A 14,174-nucleotide genomic window follows, 5' to 3' on the forward strand; every position below is an offset into this window, starting at 1 on the left:
GGAACCGGAAGCATCGCTCAAGCCCGCTTCGAGCAAGATTCCACAGCCCCTGTAGCCCCACCCGACCGCACGGCCCTGCGCCGCAGCAGCCCGAGGGCGTCGGCCGTCGCACCCGGTACCCACTCACTGACCTGCGACGAAGCAGTCCCTCCGGCACACCTCCAGCACGCCTGCAGAGAAGGTGCGTTGAGCACGCACGCGCCCCGGGGCGCCCCCCGTCCCCGCACAGGACCACCCGGCGCCCGACACCCACGGTCTGGCGAATTCTTCCCCGGCGGTGGCGGGAAACAGGCAGCCGGGACGGAAGGGCCTGTCGAGGCCGGCGCCGGTCAAGACGACCTGCGTACCTCCGCTCCGGGCGCCGGGTACGCGTCATGACGAGAACCCCGTGACGCAGGTCACACCGGCAGGCCTGTCACACGGGCCGGGTCGCCGGTGTCTTGTGCCCAGAACCCCCTTCGAGGCGACGGAGACACACCATGAACGCGTACGAGAACACCGAAGTGGTCGTCATCGGCGGCGGATACGCGGGCGTCATGGCCGCGAACCGCCTGACCCGGCGCGGCGACGTGACGGTGACCCTGGTCAATCCGCGGGCGGACTTCGTCCACCGGGTCCGGCTGCACCAGCTGGTCGGCGGTTCGGACGCGGCGGTCATCGCCTACCGGGACGTCCTGGCCGAAGGCGTCCGCCTGACCGTCGACACGGTGGCGCACATCGACGCGGGTGCCCGCACCCTGGCCCTGGCCTCGGGCGCCACCCTCGCCTACGACTACCTGGTCTACGCGGTGGGCAGCGCCGCCGCCGACCCGACCGTGCCCGGAGCGGCCCGGTACGCCTACCCGATCGCCACCCTGGAAGACGCGCAGCGGCTGCGCCCGGCCCTGGACGCCGCGCCCTCGACGGCCGCGGTGACGGTGGTCGGGGCCGGCCCGACGGGCATCGAGACCGCCGCCGAACTGGCCGAGCAGGGCCGGGCGGTGACCCTGGTCTGCGGCGGCGTCCTGGGCCCGTACCTCCACGCCCGGGGCCGCCGCACGGTCGCCGCCCGGCTGGCCCGCCTCGGCGTCACCGTCGTCGACGGCCCCGGCACCAAGGTGACGGCGGTGACCCAGGACACCGTCCACCTCGCCGACGGCCGCGAACTGCCCTCCTCGCTCACCGTCTGGACCGTCGGCTTCGCCGTGCCGGACCTGGCCGTCCGCAGCGGCCTGACCACCGACGCGCTGGGCCGCCTCCTCACGGACGAGACCCTGACCAGCGTCGACGACGCCCACATCGTCGCGGCCGGCGACTCGGCGGCCCCGTCGGGCCTGCCCCTCCGCATGAGCTGCCAGGCCGCGATGCCGATGGGCGCACGCGCCGCGGACACGGTCCTGGCCCGGATGGCGGACGTCCAGCCGGAGACCCTCAACCAGCCGTTCGCCGCCCAGTGCATCAGCCTGGGCCGAAACGGCGGCATCTTCCAGTTCGCCGACCGGCTCGACACCGCGGTGTGGTTCAACATCAACGGCAGCCTGGGCGCGAAGCTCAAGGAGACCGTCTGCAAGGTCATCCCGAAGCACCTCGCCGACGAGGCCGCCAAGCCCGGCTCGTACAGCATGCACCTCAAGTCGGGAGACACCGCCCGCCGCCGGCGCCTGGAAGCCGCCCGCACCCAGCCGCAGACCACCGCCGACCAGGCCGCCTAGGCGACACGGCCTTCCACCGCTCTGAGCCCCGAGTCGAGCCACGCCCACCGGGACGAGCCCGGGTGCAGTCGATCCCAGGTTTCAGGGGTGTGAACCTTTGCTTGGCTCGCTCGGACACTGCTGCACTGTGCCTGACGATTCTGACCCGGATCTGTAACTGTCCGTATTGAAGGGTGGCGCCAAACCGAACAGGCTTGTGACTCCGAGTGGAGTCAGGAGAGTTGATCGTGCGCAGGGCGGGGCAGGCGGGGCTGCGGGCTGATCTCCCCGACCCCCGCTCCGCCCCACTCGTCCCCACTGTCCAAGCCGCCAGGAGTTGACATGTCCCGCCGTCTGTTCACCTCGGAGTCTGTGACCGAGGGTCACCCCGACAAGATCGCTGACCAGATCAGCGACACCATTCTCGACGCGCTCCTCACCGAGGACCCGACCTCGCGCGTCGCCGTGGAGACCCTCATCACCACCGGTCTCGTCCACATCGCGGGAGAGGTGACGACGAAGGCGTACGCGCCGATCGCGCAGCTCGTCCGCGACAAGATCCTCGAGATCGGCTACGACTCCTCGTCGAAGGGCTTCGACGGCGCCTCCTGCGGCGTGTCGGTGTCCATCGGTGCGCAGTCCCCTGACATCGCGCAGGGCGTCGACACCGCGTACGAGAAGCGGGTCGAGGGTAACGCCGCAGGTGAGGAAGGCGACGAGCTCGACAAGCAGGGTGCCGGTGACCAGGGCCTGATGTTCGGGTACGCCTGCGACGAGACTCCCGAGCTGATGCCGCTCCCGATCCACATCGCGCACCGCCTCTCGAAGCGGCTGTCCGAGGTCCGCAAGAACGGGACCATCCCGTACCTGCGTCCCGACGGCAAGACCCAGGTCACCATCGAGTACGACGGTGACAAGGCCGTCCGCCTCGACACGGTCGTCGTGTCCTCGCAGCACGCGGCGGACATCGACCTGGACTCGCTGCTGGCTCCGGACATCCGCGAGTTCGTCGTCGAGCACGTCCTGAACCAGCTGGTCGAGGACGGCATCAAGCTGGAGACCGAGGGCTACCGCCTCCTGGTCAACCCCACCGGCCGCTTCGAGATCGGCGGTCCGATGGGCGACGCCGGTCTGACCGGCCGCAAGATCATCATCGACACCTACGGCGGCATGGCCCGTCACGGTGGCGGCGCCTTCTCGGGCAAGGACCCGTCCAAGGTCGACCGCTCCGCCGCGTACGCCATGCGCTGGGTCGCCAAGAACGTGGTCGCCGCCGGTCTGGCTTCGCGCTGCGAGGTCCAGGTCGCGTACGCGATCGGCAAGGCCGAGCCGGTGGGTCTGTTCGTCGAGACCTTCGGCACGCACAAGGTCGACGTCGAGAAGATCGAGAACGCCATCGGCCAGGTCTTCGACCTGCGTCCGGCCGCGATCATCCGCGACCTCGACCTGCTGCGGCCGATCTACGCCCAGACCGCCGCTTACGGCCACTTCGGCCGCGAGCTGCCGGACTTCACCTGGGAGCGCACCGACCGCGTGGACGCCCTGCGGACCGCAGCCGGCCTGTAAGGACCGCTGACGGTCCCCGACCCCGTGGGCTCTTTCCGCTGCCCCGCCCCGGCCCGCCGACAGCGAGAGCCCGGCCCCCACCTGCCTCCAGGAGAGAACGTGCGTATTGCGGTGACAGGATCCATCGCCACGGATCACCTCATGGCCTTTCCCGGCCGGTTCGTCGAGCAGCTGCTCCCCGACCAGTTGGAGCACATCTCGCTGTCCTTCCTGGTCGACTCCCTGGAGGTGCGGCGGGGCGGGGTGGCGGCCAACATCGCCTACGGGCTCGGCGTACTGGGGCTGGACCCCGTTCTCGTCGGCGCCGTGGGCCCCGACTTCGCCGAGTACGAGGTCTGGCTCAAGGAACACGGCGTCGACACCAGCGGGGTGCGCGTCTCCGCGGGGCACCAGACCGCCCGCTTCATGTGCATGACCGACCAGGACGCCAACCAGATCGCCGCCTTCTACGCGGGCGCGATGGCGGAGGCCGCCGAGATCGACCTGCGCGGGGTCATCGCCCAGGGCGGCCCCCTGGACCTGGTCCTCGTCTCGCCCAACGACCCGGCCGCGATGGTCCACCACACCGACGAGTGCCGGGCACTCGGCATCCCCTTCGCCGCCGACCCCTCCCAACAGCTGGCCCGCCTGTCCCGGGAGGAAGTGCGGGGCCTCGTCGAGGGGGCCCGCTGGCTCTTCACGAACGAGTACGAGTCCGCGCTGCTGCGCGAGCGTGCCGAGTGGAGCGCCGAGGACGTCCTCGAGCGCGTCGGCACGTGGGTCACCACCCTCGGATCGAAGGGCGTGCGCATCGAACGGCAAGGCGCCGCGGTCCTCACCGTGGAAGCCGTACCGGACGTGCCCGCCGAGGACCCGACGGGCGTCGGCGACGCCTTCCGCTCAGGCTTCCTGGCCGCCGTCAGCTGGGGGCTGCCGCTCGAGACCGCCGCCCAGCTCGGCTGTGCGATGGCGGCGCTGGTACTGCGGGCCGTGGGCTCACAGGCGTACGAGGTCGAGCCCGCCGGGCTCCTCGCCACGGTCCGGGCCGTGTACGGGCCCGAGGCGCAGCAGAGTCTGGCCGGCGTTCTGCGGTCCCTCGGGGGAGCGGCGTGAACCGGGTCGAAGCGCTGCGCGAGGCGCTGGCCACGCGCGTGGTCGTCGCCGACGGGGCGATGGGCACGATGCTCCAGGCCCAGGATCCGACGATGGAGGACTTCCAGCAGCTGGAGGGCTGCAACGAGGTCCTGAACGTCACGCGTCCCGACATCGTGGCCAATGTGCACCGCGAGTACTTCGAGGCTGGTGTCGACTGCGTCGAGACCAACACCTTCGGCACGAACTACGCGGCCCTCGCCGAGTACGACATCGCGGAGCGCAACCATGAGCTGTCGGTGGCCGGCGCCCGGATCGCCCGTGAGATCGCCGACGAGTTCACCGTCTCCACCGGGCAGCAGCGCTGGGTGCTGGGCTCGATGGGCCCGGGCACGAAGCTGCCCACCCTGGGTCACATCGATTACGGAACCATCCGCGACGCCTACCAGATCAACGCCGAGGGCTTGATCACCGGTGGCGCCGACGCGCTCCTCGTGGAGACCACTCAGGATCTTCTGCAGACGAAGTCGTCCATCGTGGGTGCCCGCCGTGCCATGGAGGCCCTCGGTGTCTCCGTCCCGCTGATCTGCTCGGTGACGGTGGAGACCACCGGCACGATGCTCCTCGGCTCGGAGATCGGCGCCGCGCTGACCGCGCTGGAGCCCCTGGGCATCGACATGATCGGCCTGAACTGCGCCACTGGCCCCGCCGAGATGAGCGAGCACCTGCGCTACCTCGCGCGCAACTCCCGCATCCCGCTCTCCTGCATGCCCAACGCCGGCCTGCCCGTCCTCGGCAAGAACGGCGCGCACTACCCGCTGTCGGCGAGCGAGCTCGCCGACGCCCAGGAGACCTTCGTCCGCGAGTACGGCCTCTCCCTGGTCGGCGGCTGCTGCGGCACCACCCCCGAGCACCTGCGCCAGGTCGTCGAGCGGGTCCGCGGCCTGAACCCGGCCGTCCGCGACCCCCGCCCCGAGCCCGGCGCCTCCTCGCTCTACCAGACCGTCCCCTTCCGCCAGGACATCTCGTACATGGCGATCGGTGAGCGCACGAACGCCAACGGGTCGAAGAAGTTCCGTGAGGCCATGCTCGAAGCCCGTTGGGACGACTGTGTGGAGATGGTCCGCGACCAGATCCGCGAGGGCGCGCACATGCTCGACCTGTGCGTGGACTACGTCGGCCGTGACGGCGTCGCCGACATGCGGGAGCTCGCCGGACGCTTCGCGACCGCCTCCACCCTGCCCATCGTCCTGGATTCCACGGAGGTTCCCGTCCTCCAGGCGGGCCTGGAGAAGCTCGGCGGCCGCGCCGTCATCAACTCGGTGAACTACGAGGACGGCGACGGCCCGGAGTCCCGTTTCGCGAAGGTCACCGGCCTGGCCCAGGAACACGGCGCCGCGCTGATCGCGCTGACCATCGACGAGGAGGGCCAGGCCCGGACCGTCGAGCACAAGGTCGCCATCGCCGAGCGCCTCATCGAGGACCTGACCGGGAACTGGGGGATCCTCGAGTCGGACATCCTCATCGACACCCTGACCTTCACCATCTGCACCGGTCAGGAGGAGTCGCGCAAGGACGGCATCGCCACGATCGAGTCGATCCGTGAGCTCAAGCGCCGCCACCCCGACGTCCAGACCACGCTCGGCCTCTCCAACATTTCCTTCGGCCTGAACCCGGCGGCCCGCGTCCTGCTGAACTCGGTCTTCCTCGACGAGTGCGTCAAGGCGGGCCTGGATTCCGCGATCGTGCACGCGTCGAAGATCCTGCCGATCGCCCGGTTCGACGAGGAGCAGGTCACCACCGCCCTCGACCTGATCTACGACCGGCGTGCCGAGGGTTACGACCCGCTGCAGAAGCTGATGGCCCTCTTCGAGGGCGTCAACACGAAGTCGATGAAGGCCGGCCGCGCCGAGGAACTCCTCGCGCTGCCGCTCGACGAGCGTCTGCAGCGCCGCATCATCGACGGTGAGAAGAACGGTCTGGACGCCGATCTCGACGAGGCCCTCCAGACCCGCCCCGCCCTCGACATCGTCAACGACACCCTGCTGGAGGGCATGAAGGTCGTCGGCGAGCTGTTCGGCTCCGGCCAGATGCAGCTGCCGTTCGTCCTGCAGTCCGCCGAAGTCATGAAGACCGCGGTGGCTCATCTGGAGCCGCACATGGAGAAGAGCGACGACGAGGGCAAGGGCACCATCGTCCTGGCCACCGTCCGTGGCGACGTCCACGACATCGGGAAGAACCTCGTCGACATCATCCTGACCAACAACGGCTACAACGTGGTCAACATCGGTATCAAGCAGCCGGTCTCCGCGATCCTCGAAGCCGCGCAGGAACACAAGGCCGACGTCATCGGCATGTCCGGTCTGCTGGTCAAGTCCACGGTGATCATGAAGGAGAACCTGGAGGAGCTCAACCAGCGCAAGCTGGCGGCCGACTACCCGGTCATCCTCGGCGGCGCCGCCCTCACCCGCGCCTACGTCGAACAGGACCTCCACGAAATCTACGAGGGCGAGGTCCGCTACGCCCGCGACGCCTTCGAAGGCCTGCGCCTCATGGACGCCCTGATGGGGGTCAAACGCGGCGTTCCCGGCGTCGAACTCCCTCCCCTCAAACAGCGTCGCGTGCCCAAGCGGGACACGCCGTTCCTCGCCGCGGAACCGGTGGAGGGCGGCCGCTCCGACGTGGCCGTCGACCACCCGGTTCCCGCCCCGCCGTTCTGGGGCACCCGGGTCGTCAAGGGCATCCCGCTCAAGGAGTACGCCTCCTGGCTGGACGAGACAGCCCTGTTCAAGGGGCAGTGGGGCCTCAAGGACGCCGAGACCATCGAGACGGACGGCCGGCCCCGGCTGCGCGGCTGGCTGGACCGGCTGCACACCGACGGGCTGCTGGAGGCCGCCGTCGTGCACGGCTACTTCCCCTGCGTGTCCAAGGGCGACGACCTGATCATCCTCGACGAGAACGGGTCCGAGCGGACCCGCTTCACCTTCCCGCGCCAGCGCCGCGGCCGCCGCCTGTGCCTCGCCGACTTCTTCCGCCCCGAAGAGTCCGGCGAGACCGACGTCGTCGGCCTCCAGGTCGTCACCGTCGGCTCCAAGATCGGCGAAGCCACGGCCAAGCTGTTCGAGTCGAACTCCTACCGCGAGTACATGGAGCTGCACGGCCTCTCCGTCCAGCTGGCCGAGGCCCTCGCCGAGTACTGGCACGCCCGCGTCCGCTCCGAACTGGGCATCGCCGGATCCGATCCGGGCTCGATGGCCGGCATGTTCCGTACCGAGTACCAGGGCTGCCGCTACTCCCTCGGCTACCCCGCCTGCCCCGACCTGGAGGACCGCGCCAAGATCGCCGACCTCCTCCAGCCCGAGCGCATCGGCGTCCACCTCTCCGAGGAGTTCCAGCTCCACCCCGAGCAGTCCACCGACGCCATCGTCATCCACCACCCCGAAGCGACGTACTTCAACGCACGCTGACCCCTCCGGACGCCGAACGATATGAGGAACCGAGCCATGGCCGCATTACTCACCGAGCGCGCGGCGCTCGCGCATCCCGAGCCCGAGCCCCAGCCCGCGCGTCCCGGCGTACGAGAACTGCTGGCCAGCGGCCGACGCTCGTACTCGTTCGAGTTCTTCCCGCCGAAGACGGAGGCGGGGGAGCGCACGCTCTGGGACGCGATCCGGCGGATCGAGGCCCTCGCGCCGTCCTTCGTCTCGGTCACCTACGGTGCGGGCGGCTCTTCCCGGGACCGGACGGTGGAGGTCACCAAGCGGATCGCCGCCGAGACCACGTTGCGTCCGGTGGCCCATCTGACAGCGGTCGGGCACTCGGTCACCGAGCTGCGGCACATCCTCGGCCAGTACGCGGACGCCGGGATCCGTGACGTGCTCGCCCTGCGCGGCGATCCGCCCGGCGACCCGAAGGGGGAGTGGACCCCGCACCCCGAGGGTCTGACCCATGCTCATGAACTGGTCAGCCTCATACACCAGTTGGGCAACTTCACCGTGGGTGTGGCCGCCTTCCCCGAGCGTCACCCGCGGTCGCCGGGCTGGACCGAGGACATCCGGCACTTCGCGGCCAAGTGCCGGGCGGGCGCCGACTACGCCATCACCCAGATGTTCTTCCACGTGGACGACTACCTGCGGCTGCGCGACCGGCTGGCCGCCGTCGGGTGCCACACCCCGATCATCCCCGAGATCATGCCCGCCACGGACGTACGGCAGATCCGCCGGTTCGCCGAACTCAGCGACGCGCGCTTTCCCGCGCACCTCGCCCAGCGCCTGGACGCGGTGCGCGACGACCCGGCCGCCGGCCATGCCGTCGGGGTGGAGTACGCGACCGCCATGGCCGAGCGGCTGCTCGCCGAGGGGGCACCCGGCCTGCACTACATCACCCTCAACCGCTCCACGGCGACGCGGGAGATCCACCAGAACCTGAACGTCAACCGACCCTGAACCCCGACGCCCACACACCGGAGTAATGCACATGGCAAGCCAGTCCACAGCCGAGTTCACCGACTTCAAGGTCGCCGACCTCTCCCTCGCCGCGTTCGGCCGCAAGGAGATCGTTCTCGCCGAGCACGAGATGCCGGGTCTGATGGCGATCCGCCGGGAGTACGCCGCCGCCCAGCCGCTGGCCGGGGCGCGGATCACCGGCTCCCTGCACATGACCGTGCAGACCGCCGTCCTCATCGAGACCCTCGTCGCCCTCGGCGCCGACGTCCGCTGGGTGTCGTGCAACATCTACTCGACGCAGGACCACGCGGCCGCCGCCATCGCGGCGGCCGGCATCCCCGTCTTCGCCTGGAAGGGCGAGACGCTGGAGGAGTACTGGTGGTGCACGGAGCAGGCGCTGACCTGGCCGGGCCACGTGGGCCCCAACATGATCCTCGACGACGGCGGTGACGCCACCCTCCTCGTCCACAAGGGTGTCGAGTACCAGAAGGCCGGCGCCGTCCCGGACCCGTCCACCGCGGACAACGAGGAGATGGCCCTGGTCCTGGATCTGCTGCGCAGGACCACCCTCGACTGGACGGCCCTGGCGTCGGAGATCCGCGGTGTCACCGAGGAGACGACCACCGGCGTTCACCGTCTCTACGAGATGATGTCCGAGGGCACGCTGCTGTTCCCGGCGATCAACGTGAACGACGCCGTGACGAAGTCGAAGTTCGACAACAAGTACGGCTGCCGGCACTCCCTCATCGACGGCATCAACCGTGCCACGGACGTCCTCATCGGCGGTAAGACGGCCGTGGTCTTCGGCTACGGCGACGTCGGCAAGGGCTGCGCGGAGTCGCTGCGCGGCCAGGGTGCGCGTGTCATCGTGACGGAGATCGACCCGATCTGCGCGCTGCAGGCGGCGATGGACGGCTACCAGGTCGCGACGCTCGACGATGTCGTCGCGACGGCGGACATCTTCATCACGACGACGGGCAACAAGGACATCATCATGGCCGCCGACATGGCCAAGATGAAGCACCAGGCCATCGTGGGCAACATCGGTCACTTCGACAACGAGATCGACATGGCGGGTCTCGCGAAGATCGAGGGGATCGTCAAGGACGAGGTCAAGCCGCAGGTCCACACGTGGAAGTTCCCCGACGGCAAGGTTCTCATCGTCCTGTCCGAGGGTCGTCTGCTGAACCTGGGCAACGCCACGGGTCACCCGTCCTTCGTGATGTCGAACTCCTTCGCGGACCAGACCCTGGCCCAGATCGAGCTCTTCACCAAGCCGGCCGAGTACCCCACCGACGTGTACGTGCTTCCCAAGCACCTCGACGAGAAGGTGGCCCGTCTGCACCTCGACGCCCTCGGTGTCCGTCTGACCACCCTGCGCCCGGAGCAGGCCGCCTACATCGGCGTGGACGTCGCGGGCCCGTACAAGCCGGACCACTACCGCTACTGATCGGCCCGCAACGGGAGGCGGACCTCGGCAGGGGACGCCTCCCGGAGCCGCCCTTCCTGCTTACCAAACAGACCTGTCTGGTTTTTGATGGAGGGTTGACTCCCGGTGGAGAGTCGTGGGGGTCAATGGTCTTGATTGCCCCGCAAGAAAGATCATCTTTCACCCTCTGGTTGGTTGTCCGGTCCGGATGGGGTGTTAAACAAAACAGGCGAGGTTGTATGATTGTGTTTCGTCGCAGCGTCCCTCGAAGCCATCTGCGTACTTCCTCATGCCATAGCTAGAAAAGGGCAGGTACAGCCTGATGCAGACACGGTCCGAAAAGACCCGTCAGGCTCTCGTCCGTGCCACGGCGGAACTGATCGCGAACGGCCGTTTCGTGGATGCGGGACTGGTCAACATCTGCAGTCGGGCCGGGGTGAGCCGGGGGGCTCTCTACCATCACTTCTCCTCCACCACGGAGTTGACCGCCACCGTGTACGACCAGGCGCACAGCAGGGTCGTCGCGCTGACGGAGGAGGCCTTCGACGGGCCGTCGCCGGACTGCCTGGAGAGGTTCCTGGTCGCTCTGGGCGAGGCCCTGCGCACGGAGGAGATCGTGCGCGCGGGCATGCGGCTGGCGGCGGACGGGTCGGACGGCCCGACGCGGCTGCGCGACGAGGTGTTGGTCCTGGTCCGCAAGCACATCGCCGACGGCGGCGAGGGGGGCGTGCCCGCCCGGGAGGACCTGGCCGACCTGGCCGTCGTGGTGGCCGCGGGGCTGGAGTCGCTGGGCCACACGGACGCCGGCTGGTGGGACCCCGACACCTTGCGGCGGCTCTGGGAAGTGCTCCGCCCGCTGTTCCACCCAGCGGGGCACTGACGAACGGCGTGGCCCCCGGCGTCCCGGCTGCCGTCGGGGCGTCGAGGGTCACGCCGTCATGTCACCGGGCCGGCGGCGGAGTGGTGCGCAGTCGGCCGAGCATGCCCGGGGTGGCCAGGCCCGGCAGCAGGAACTGCCAGAAAACGCTGACGCGTTCGGGCAGGTCCGCCCTGCCGCTATAGACCTGGGACATGACCTGGAGGCCGGTGAAGGAGCCGATGATGGTCGACGCGGCCTGCTGGAGGTCCACGCCGGGAAGGATCTCGCCCTGCTCCTCGGCCTGCTGCAGCAGCCCGAGGACGGCCGTGTTGGACTGGTCGTACGAGGTCTGCGGCGGGCGGGAGAAGGACGTCTGCTCGACCGCCAGCCGCACGCTGGCACGCAGTACCGGGTCGTCCTGCAGCCGATGGGCGAACGCCAGGGTCAGGTCGATCACCGCCTGGAGCTTCACGGGCTGGTCCGGCACCGCCAGTGCCTCGCTGTGAGCCTCCACGAGAGCGATGGCGATGGCTTCCTTGGAGGGGAAGTGGTGGTACAGCGCGCCGCGGGTGAGCCCGGTTCTGGCCAAGATCTCGGTGGTGCTGGCCGCATCGTAGCCACGCTCGTCGAACACCTGGGCGGCGGCCGCCAGGATCGCGGCCCTCGACCGTGTTCCCCGTTCCTGCTGCGCCATACCAGTCCTCGCCCTCGACCACTGAATTTAACCGACTTGTCTGTATCCTATCGGTACGATGGGGTGCAGTCAGCTGCGAGCCCTGATGGACGGGCTCGGCGGCGGGGCCGGCTGGCTGGGGAAGGGGGTGCGGGCCAGGCTCGACGGGGCGCGGTCCGTGCCGCTTACGGGTGTCCCAGCCGGAACCCGACACCGCGGACGTTGATGATCCAACTGCTCGAACCGAGCTTGCCGCGCAGGCTGCTGACGTGGGTGTCGATGGTGCGGCCGCGGTGCGACCAGGCGTCGTCCCAGACCTTGGACATGAGCTGGCGCCGCGAGATCACGGTGCCGGGCTGCGAGGCCAGCAGGTGGAGCAGGTCGAACTCCTTGCGGGTCAGGTCCACCAGCTCACCGTCCATCGTGGTCAGCCGGGTGCCGATGTCGATGCGCAGCGGCCCGTGGCTGATGACCTGGGCGACGGTCGGCCGGGGGTGCACCCGGCGCATCACGGCCTCCATGCGGGCCAGCAGCTCGCGGAATCCGTACGGCTTGACCATGTAGTCGTCGGATCCGGCCTGCAGTCCGAGGACTCGGTCGAGCTCCGAACCGCGCGCGGTGACGGCGATGACCGGGGTGTCGCTGACGGCCCTGATGCCCCGGCACACCTCCAGACCGTCCAGGTCGGGCAGGTCGAGGTCGAGCAGGACCAGGTCGGCCTGATGGTGCGCCAGGAGGGCCTTGGTGCCGGTGGCCACGCTCTGCGCGGCGTAGCCCTGCCGCAGCAGGCCTTGGACGAGCGAGTCGGCGGCCCGGGCCTCGTTCTCGACGACCAGGACGCGCAACGCCCCGGGTGCGGGGCCGGGTTGATCTGGGGTGACTGCCCGTCGGGGCTGGGGCACCGCCGGATGGCGATAGCGCTCCGATCGGGGTTCGAGTAGATCCAGGGCCTGCCGATTCATCTGCTCCTCCTGGAGGCACAGTCGCGTCATCACGGACTGTTGAACGCTCACGACAGGGAACATAGCAAACAAACTTGTCTGATTGTCAACGTGGTTGGTTCCGTCGGCGCGCCGCCCGTCCCGGTCTCGGCATCTGCGCCTTGGCCTGCAACTACCCCTAAATTGGCGTCAGTTCGGGCCCCATCCCGGCGTGTCGGGAGCGTGGCGAACGGGGCGCCGTGGGGTGCGATCTCCCGTCAAAACCGTGCAGACCTGCATGGTTTGCGGTCCTGGTGTCAGGGATGGCGCGATCTCATCGGTGCCGCCGGGGTTCTCAGATACCGAACCTTTACTTGAAAAATTCTACCGACCTGTCTGTATCTTGGAGCCTGCAAAGGTTCGTCGGCCATGGGGGTGGCTGCCGGCGTACTGACTGTCGCCCACCCCTGCTCGGAAACAGACCAGGAGTGCCGCGCATGCCGTACCTCGCCTCTGCAGTCCAAGTGCCCTTCCACGGCAGCGCCTTAACTCTGGAATCGGGCATCACGCGGCCATCGGCGACCGCCGTGCTTCCCCGGCTGACGACGACGGTCCCGCGCGAGTACGTCCATCGCGCGGCGGTATCGGAAGTACTCCTGACCGGCTGGACGGCCACCGGGCTCTCGGAGACCGACAGCCCGGACACCTTCGAGGTCAGGGCACAGTGGCCCCGCAGCCACTCCCTCTTCGCCCAGACGGGTGGGTACCAGGACCCGATGCTCCTGATCGAGTCCGTCCGCCAGATCGGATCCCTGCTCGCCCACGCGGAGTTCGGAGTCCCTTTCGGACACCAGTTCCTGATGTGGGACATGTCCTTCACCACCACACCCGAACTCCTCGTCGCGGGCGCCGCCCCCACCGAGGTCGAACTCCGCACGGTCTGCCACGACATCGTCCGCCGGGGCCGAGGGTTCGGCGGGATGCGCTACGAGGTCACGGCGCTGCGCGACGGCAAGGAACTGGCGGTCGGGGGCGCGGCCTTCAGCTGTACGAGCCCCGCGGTCCACCGGCGGTTGCGCGGTGACCGGCCCACCTCCACCTTCCGCAGGACGCCGGCGCCGATCAACCCGGCCGACGTGGGTCACGCCAGCGAGCGGCACGTCGTCCTCGCCGCACCGGGACCCGGCGCCGCCAACCGCTGGGAACTGCGGGTCGACACCGCGCACCCGACCTTCTTCGACCACCCGGTGGACCACGTCCCGGGAATGGTGCTGCTGGAGGCCGCCCGCCAGGCCGCCCACGCCTCGACGGGGATGCCCGGGGCCCTCCTGGTCGGCCTGGAAAGCAACTTCGAGCGCTACGCCGAGTTCGACGCCCCCTGCTGGATCGAGGCGCACCCCGAGCCGGAACGGTCCTCGGGCCGCACCCTGGTACGAGTGCGCGGCACGCAGCACGCACGGACCGTCTTCACCGCCGACCTGGTATTGAGTCCCCGCTGAACCCGCAGCCGCACGGCGGGGAGAGCGTGTCGCGTGCCCACT

At 69.4% G+C, this 14,174-nt stretch carries 10 protein-coding genes; 8 read left to right on the top strand and 2 right to left on the bottom strand.

Going from position 1 to position 14,174, the window contains the following annotated elements; all coding sequences use genetic code 11:
- The first annotated feature begins 479 nt into the window (after positions 1 to 479).
- The 7 genes from ACE1OC_RS42440 to ACE1OC_RS42470 all read left to right on the top strand — a co-directional run bounded on the left by ACE1OC_RS42440 (position 480) and on the right by ACE1OC_RS42470 (position 11,061).
- Positions 480 to 1,691, top strand: a complete 1,212-nt coding sequence (locus ACE1OC_RS42440; protein ID WP_407842008.1) for an NAD(P)/FAD-dependent oxidoreductase — start codon at positions 480 to 482, stop codon at positions 1,689 to 1,691.
- 321 nt (positions 1,692 to 2,012) lie between these two features.
- Positions 2,013 to 3,236, top strand: a complete 1,224-nt coding sequence (gene metK / locus ACE1OC_RS42445; RefSeq protein ID WP_407842009.1) for a methionine adenosyltransferase — start codon at positions 2,013 to 2,015, stop codon at positions 3,234 to 3,236.
- 99 nt (positions 3,237 to 3,335) lie between these two features.
- Complete coding sequence (locus tag ACE1OC_RS42450; protein ID WP_407842010.1) at positions 3,336 to 4,328, top strand: carbohydrate kinase family protein; 993 nt, start codon at positions 3,336 to 3,338, stop codon at positions 4,326 to 4,328.
- Positions 4,325 to 7,774, top strand: a complete 3,450-nt coding sequence (gene metH / locus ACE1OC_RS42455; RefSeq protein ID WP_407842011.1) for a methionine synthase — start codon at positions 4,325 to 4,327, stop codon at positions 7,772 to 7,774. Before ACE1OC_RS42450 ends, metH begins: the two co-directional genes overlap by 4 nt.
- Before the next feature lie 36 nt (positions 7,775 to 7,810).
- The gene (metF, locus tag ACE1OC_RS42460) at positions 7,811 to 8,752 is read left to right on the top strand and encodes a methylenetetrahydrofolate reductase [NAD(P)H] (RefSeq protein ID WP_407842012.1); all 942 of its coding nucleotides are present in this window, start codon (positions 7,811 to 7,813) and stop codon (positions 8,750 to 8,752) included.
- A 25-nt stretch (positions 8,753 to 8,777) separates the two neighbouring features.
- Positions 8,778 to 10,202 carry an adenosylhomocysteinase gene (ahcY, locus tag ACE1OC_RS42465; RefSeq protein ID WP_407842013.1) on the top strand — a complete coding sequence of 475 codons (1,425 nt, stop codon included), beginning with the start codon at positions 8,778 to 8,780 and terminating at the stop codon, positions 10,200 to 10,202.
- A 301-nt stretch (positions 10,203 to 10,503) separates the two neighbouring features.
- Positions 10,504 to 11,061: a TetR family transcriptional regulator gene (locus tag ACE1OC_RS42470; RefSeq protein WP_407842014.1), complete on the top strand. Its 558-nt coding sequence runs from the start codon at positions 10,504 to 10,506 to the stop codon at positions 11,059 to 11,061.
- A gap of 61 nt (positions 11,062 to 11,122) precedes the next feature.
- Here ACE1OC_RS42470 and ACE1OC_RS42475 read toward each other — a convergent pair whose 3' ends face one another.
- Together ACE1OC_RS42475 and ACE1OC_RS42480 are read right to left on the bottom strand one after the other, a co-directional pair.
- Positions 11,123 to 11,734: a ScbR family autoregulator-binding transcription factor gene (locus ACE1OC_RS42475; protein WP_407842015.1), complete on the bottom strand. Its 612-nt coding sequence runs from the start codon at positions 11,732 to 11,734 to the stop codon at positions 11,123 to 11,125.
- A 164-nt stretch (positions 11,735 to 11,898) separates the two neighbouring features.
- Entirely contained in the window at positions 11,899 to 12,675 is a 777-nt protein-coding gene (locus tag ACE1OC_RS42480; protein WP_407842057.1) for a response regulator transcription factor, read from the bottom strand.
- A gap of 455 nt (positions 12,676 to 13,130) precedes the next feature.
- Between ACE1OC_RS42480 and ACE1OC_RS42485 the strand changes: the two genes are divergently transcribed.
- On the top strand, positions 13,131 to 14,132 hold the full coding sequence (locus tag ACE1OC_RS42485; protein WP_407842016.1) for a ScbA/BarX family gamma-butyrolactone biosynthesis protein: 1,002 nt from the start codon (positions 13,131 to 13,133) through the stop codon (positions 14,130 to 14,132).
- Positions 14,133 to 14,174 lie beyond the last annotated feature (42 nt).

The sequence above is a fragment of the Streptomyces stoeckheimensis genome, assembly GCF_045822005.1.
GTDB classification, from domain to species: domain Bacteria; phylum Actinomycetota; class Actinomycetes; order Streptomycetales; family Streptomycetaceae; genus Streptomyces; species Streptomyces stoeckheimensis.

What these genes read in the sequence shown, in the direction of transcription:
- ACE1OC_RS42440 (WP_407842008.1), top strand. Translation starts at nt 480, where the DNA reads ATGAACGCGTACGAGAACACCGAAGTGGTCGTCATCGGCGGCGGATAC.
- metK (WP_407842009.1), top strand. Translation starts at nt 2,013, where the DNA reads ATGTCCCGCCGTCTGTTCACCTCGGAGTCTGTGACCGAGGGTCACCCC.
- metF (WP_407842012.1), top strand. Translation starts at nt 7,811, where the DNA reads ATGGCCGCATTACTCACCGAGCGCGCGGCGCTCGCGCATCCCGAGCCC.
- ahcY (WP_407842013.1), top strand. Translation starts at nt 8,778, where the DNA reads ATGCACATGGCAAGCCAGTCCACAGCCGAGTTCACCGACTTCAAGGTC.
- ACE1OC_RS42470 (WP_407842014.1), top strand. Translation starts at nt 10,504, where the DNA reads ATGCAGACACGGTCCGAAAAGACCCGTCAGGCTCTCGTCCGTGCCACG.
- ACE1OC_RS42475 (WP_407842015.1), bottom strand. Translation starts at nt 11,734, where the DNA reads ATGGCGCAGCAGGAACGGGGAACACGGTCGAGGGCCGCGATCCTGGCG.
- ACE1OC_RS42480 (WP_407842057.1), bottom strand. Translation starts at nt 12,675, where the DNA reads ATGAATCGGCAGGCCCTGGATCTACTCGAACCCCGATCGGAGCGCTAT.
- ACE1OC_RS42485 (WP_407842016.1), top strand. Translation starts at nt 13,131, where the DNA reads ATGCCGTACCTCGCCTCTGCAGTCCAAGTGCCCTTCCACGGCAGCGCC.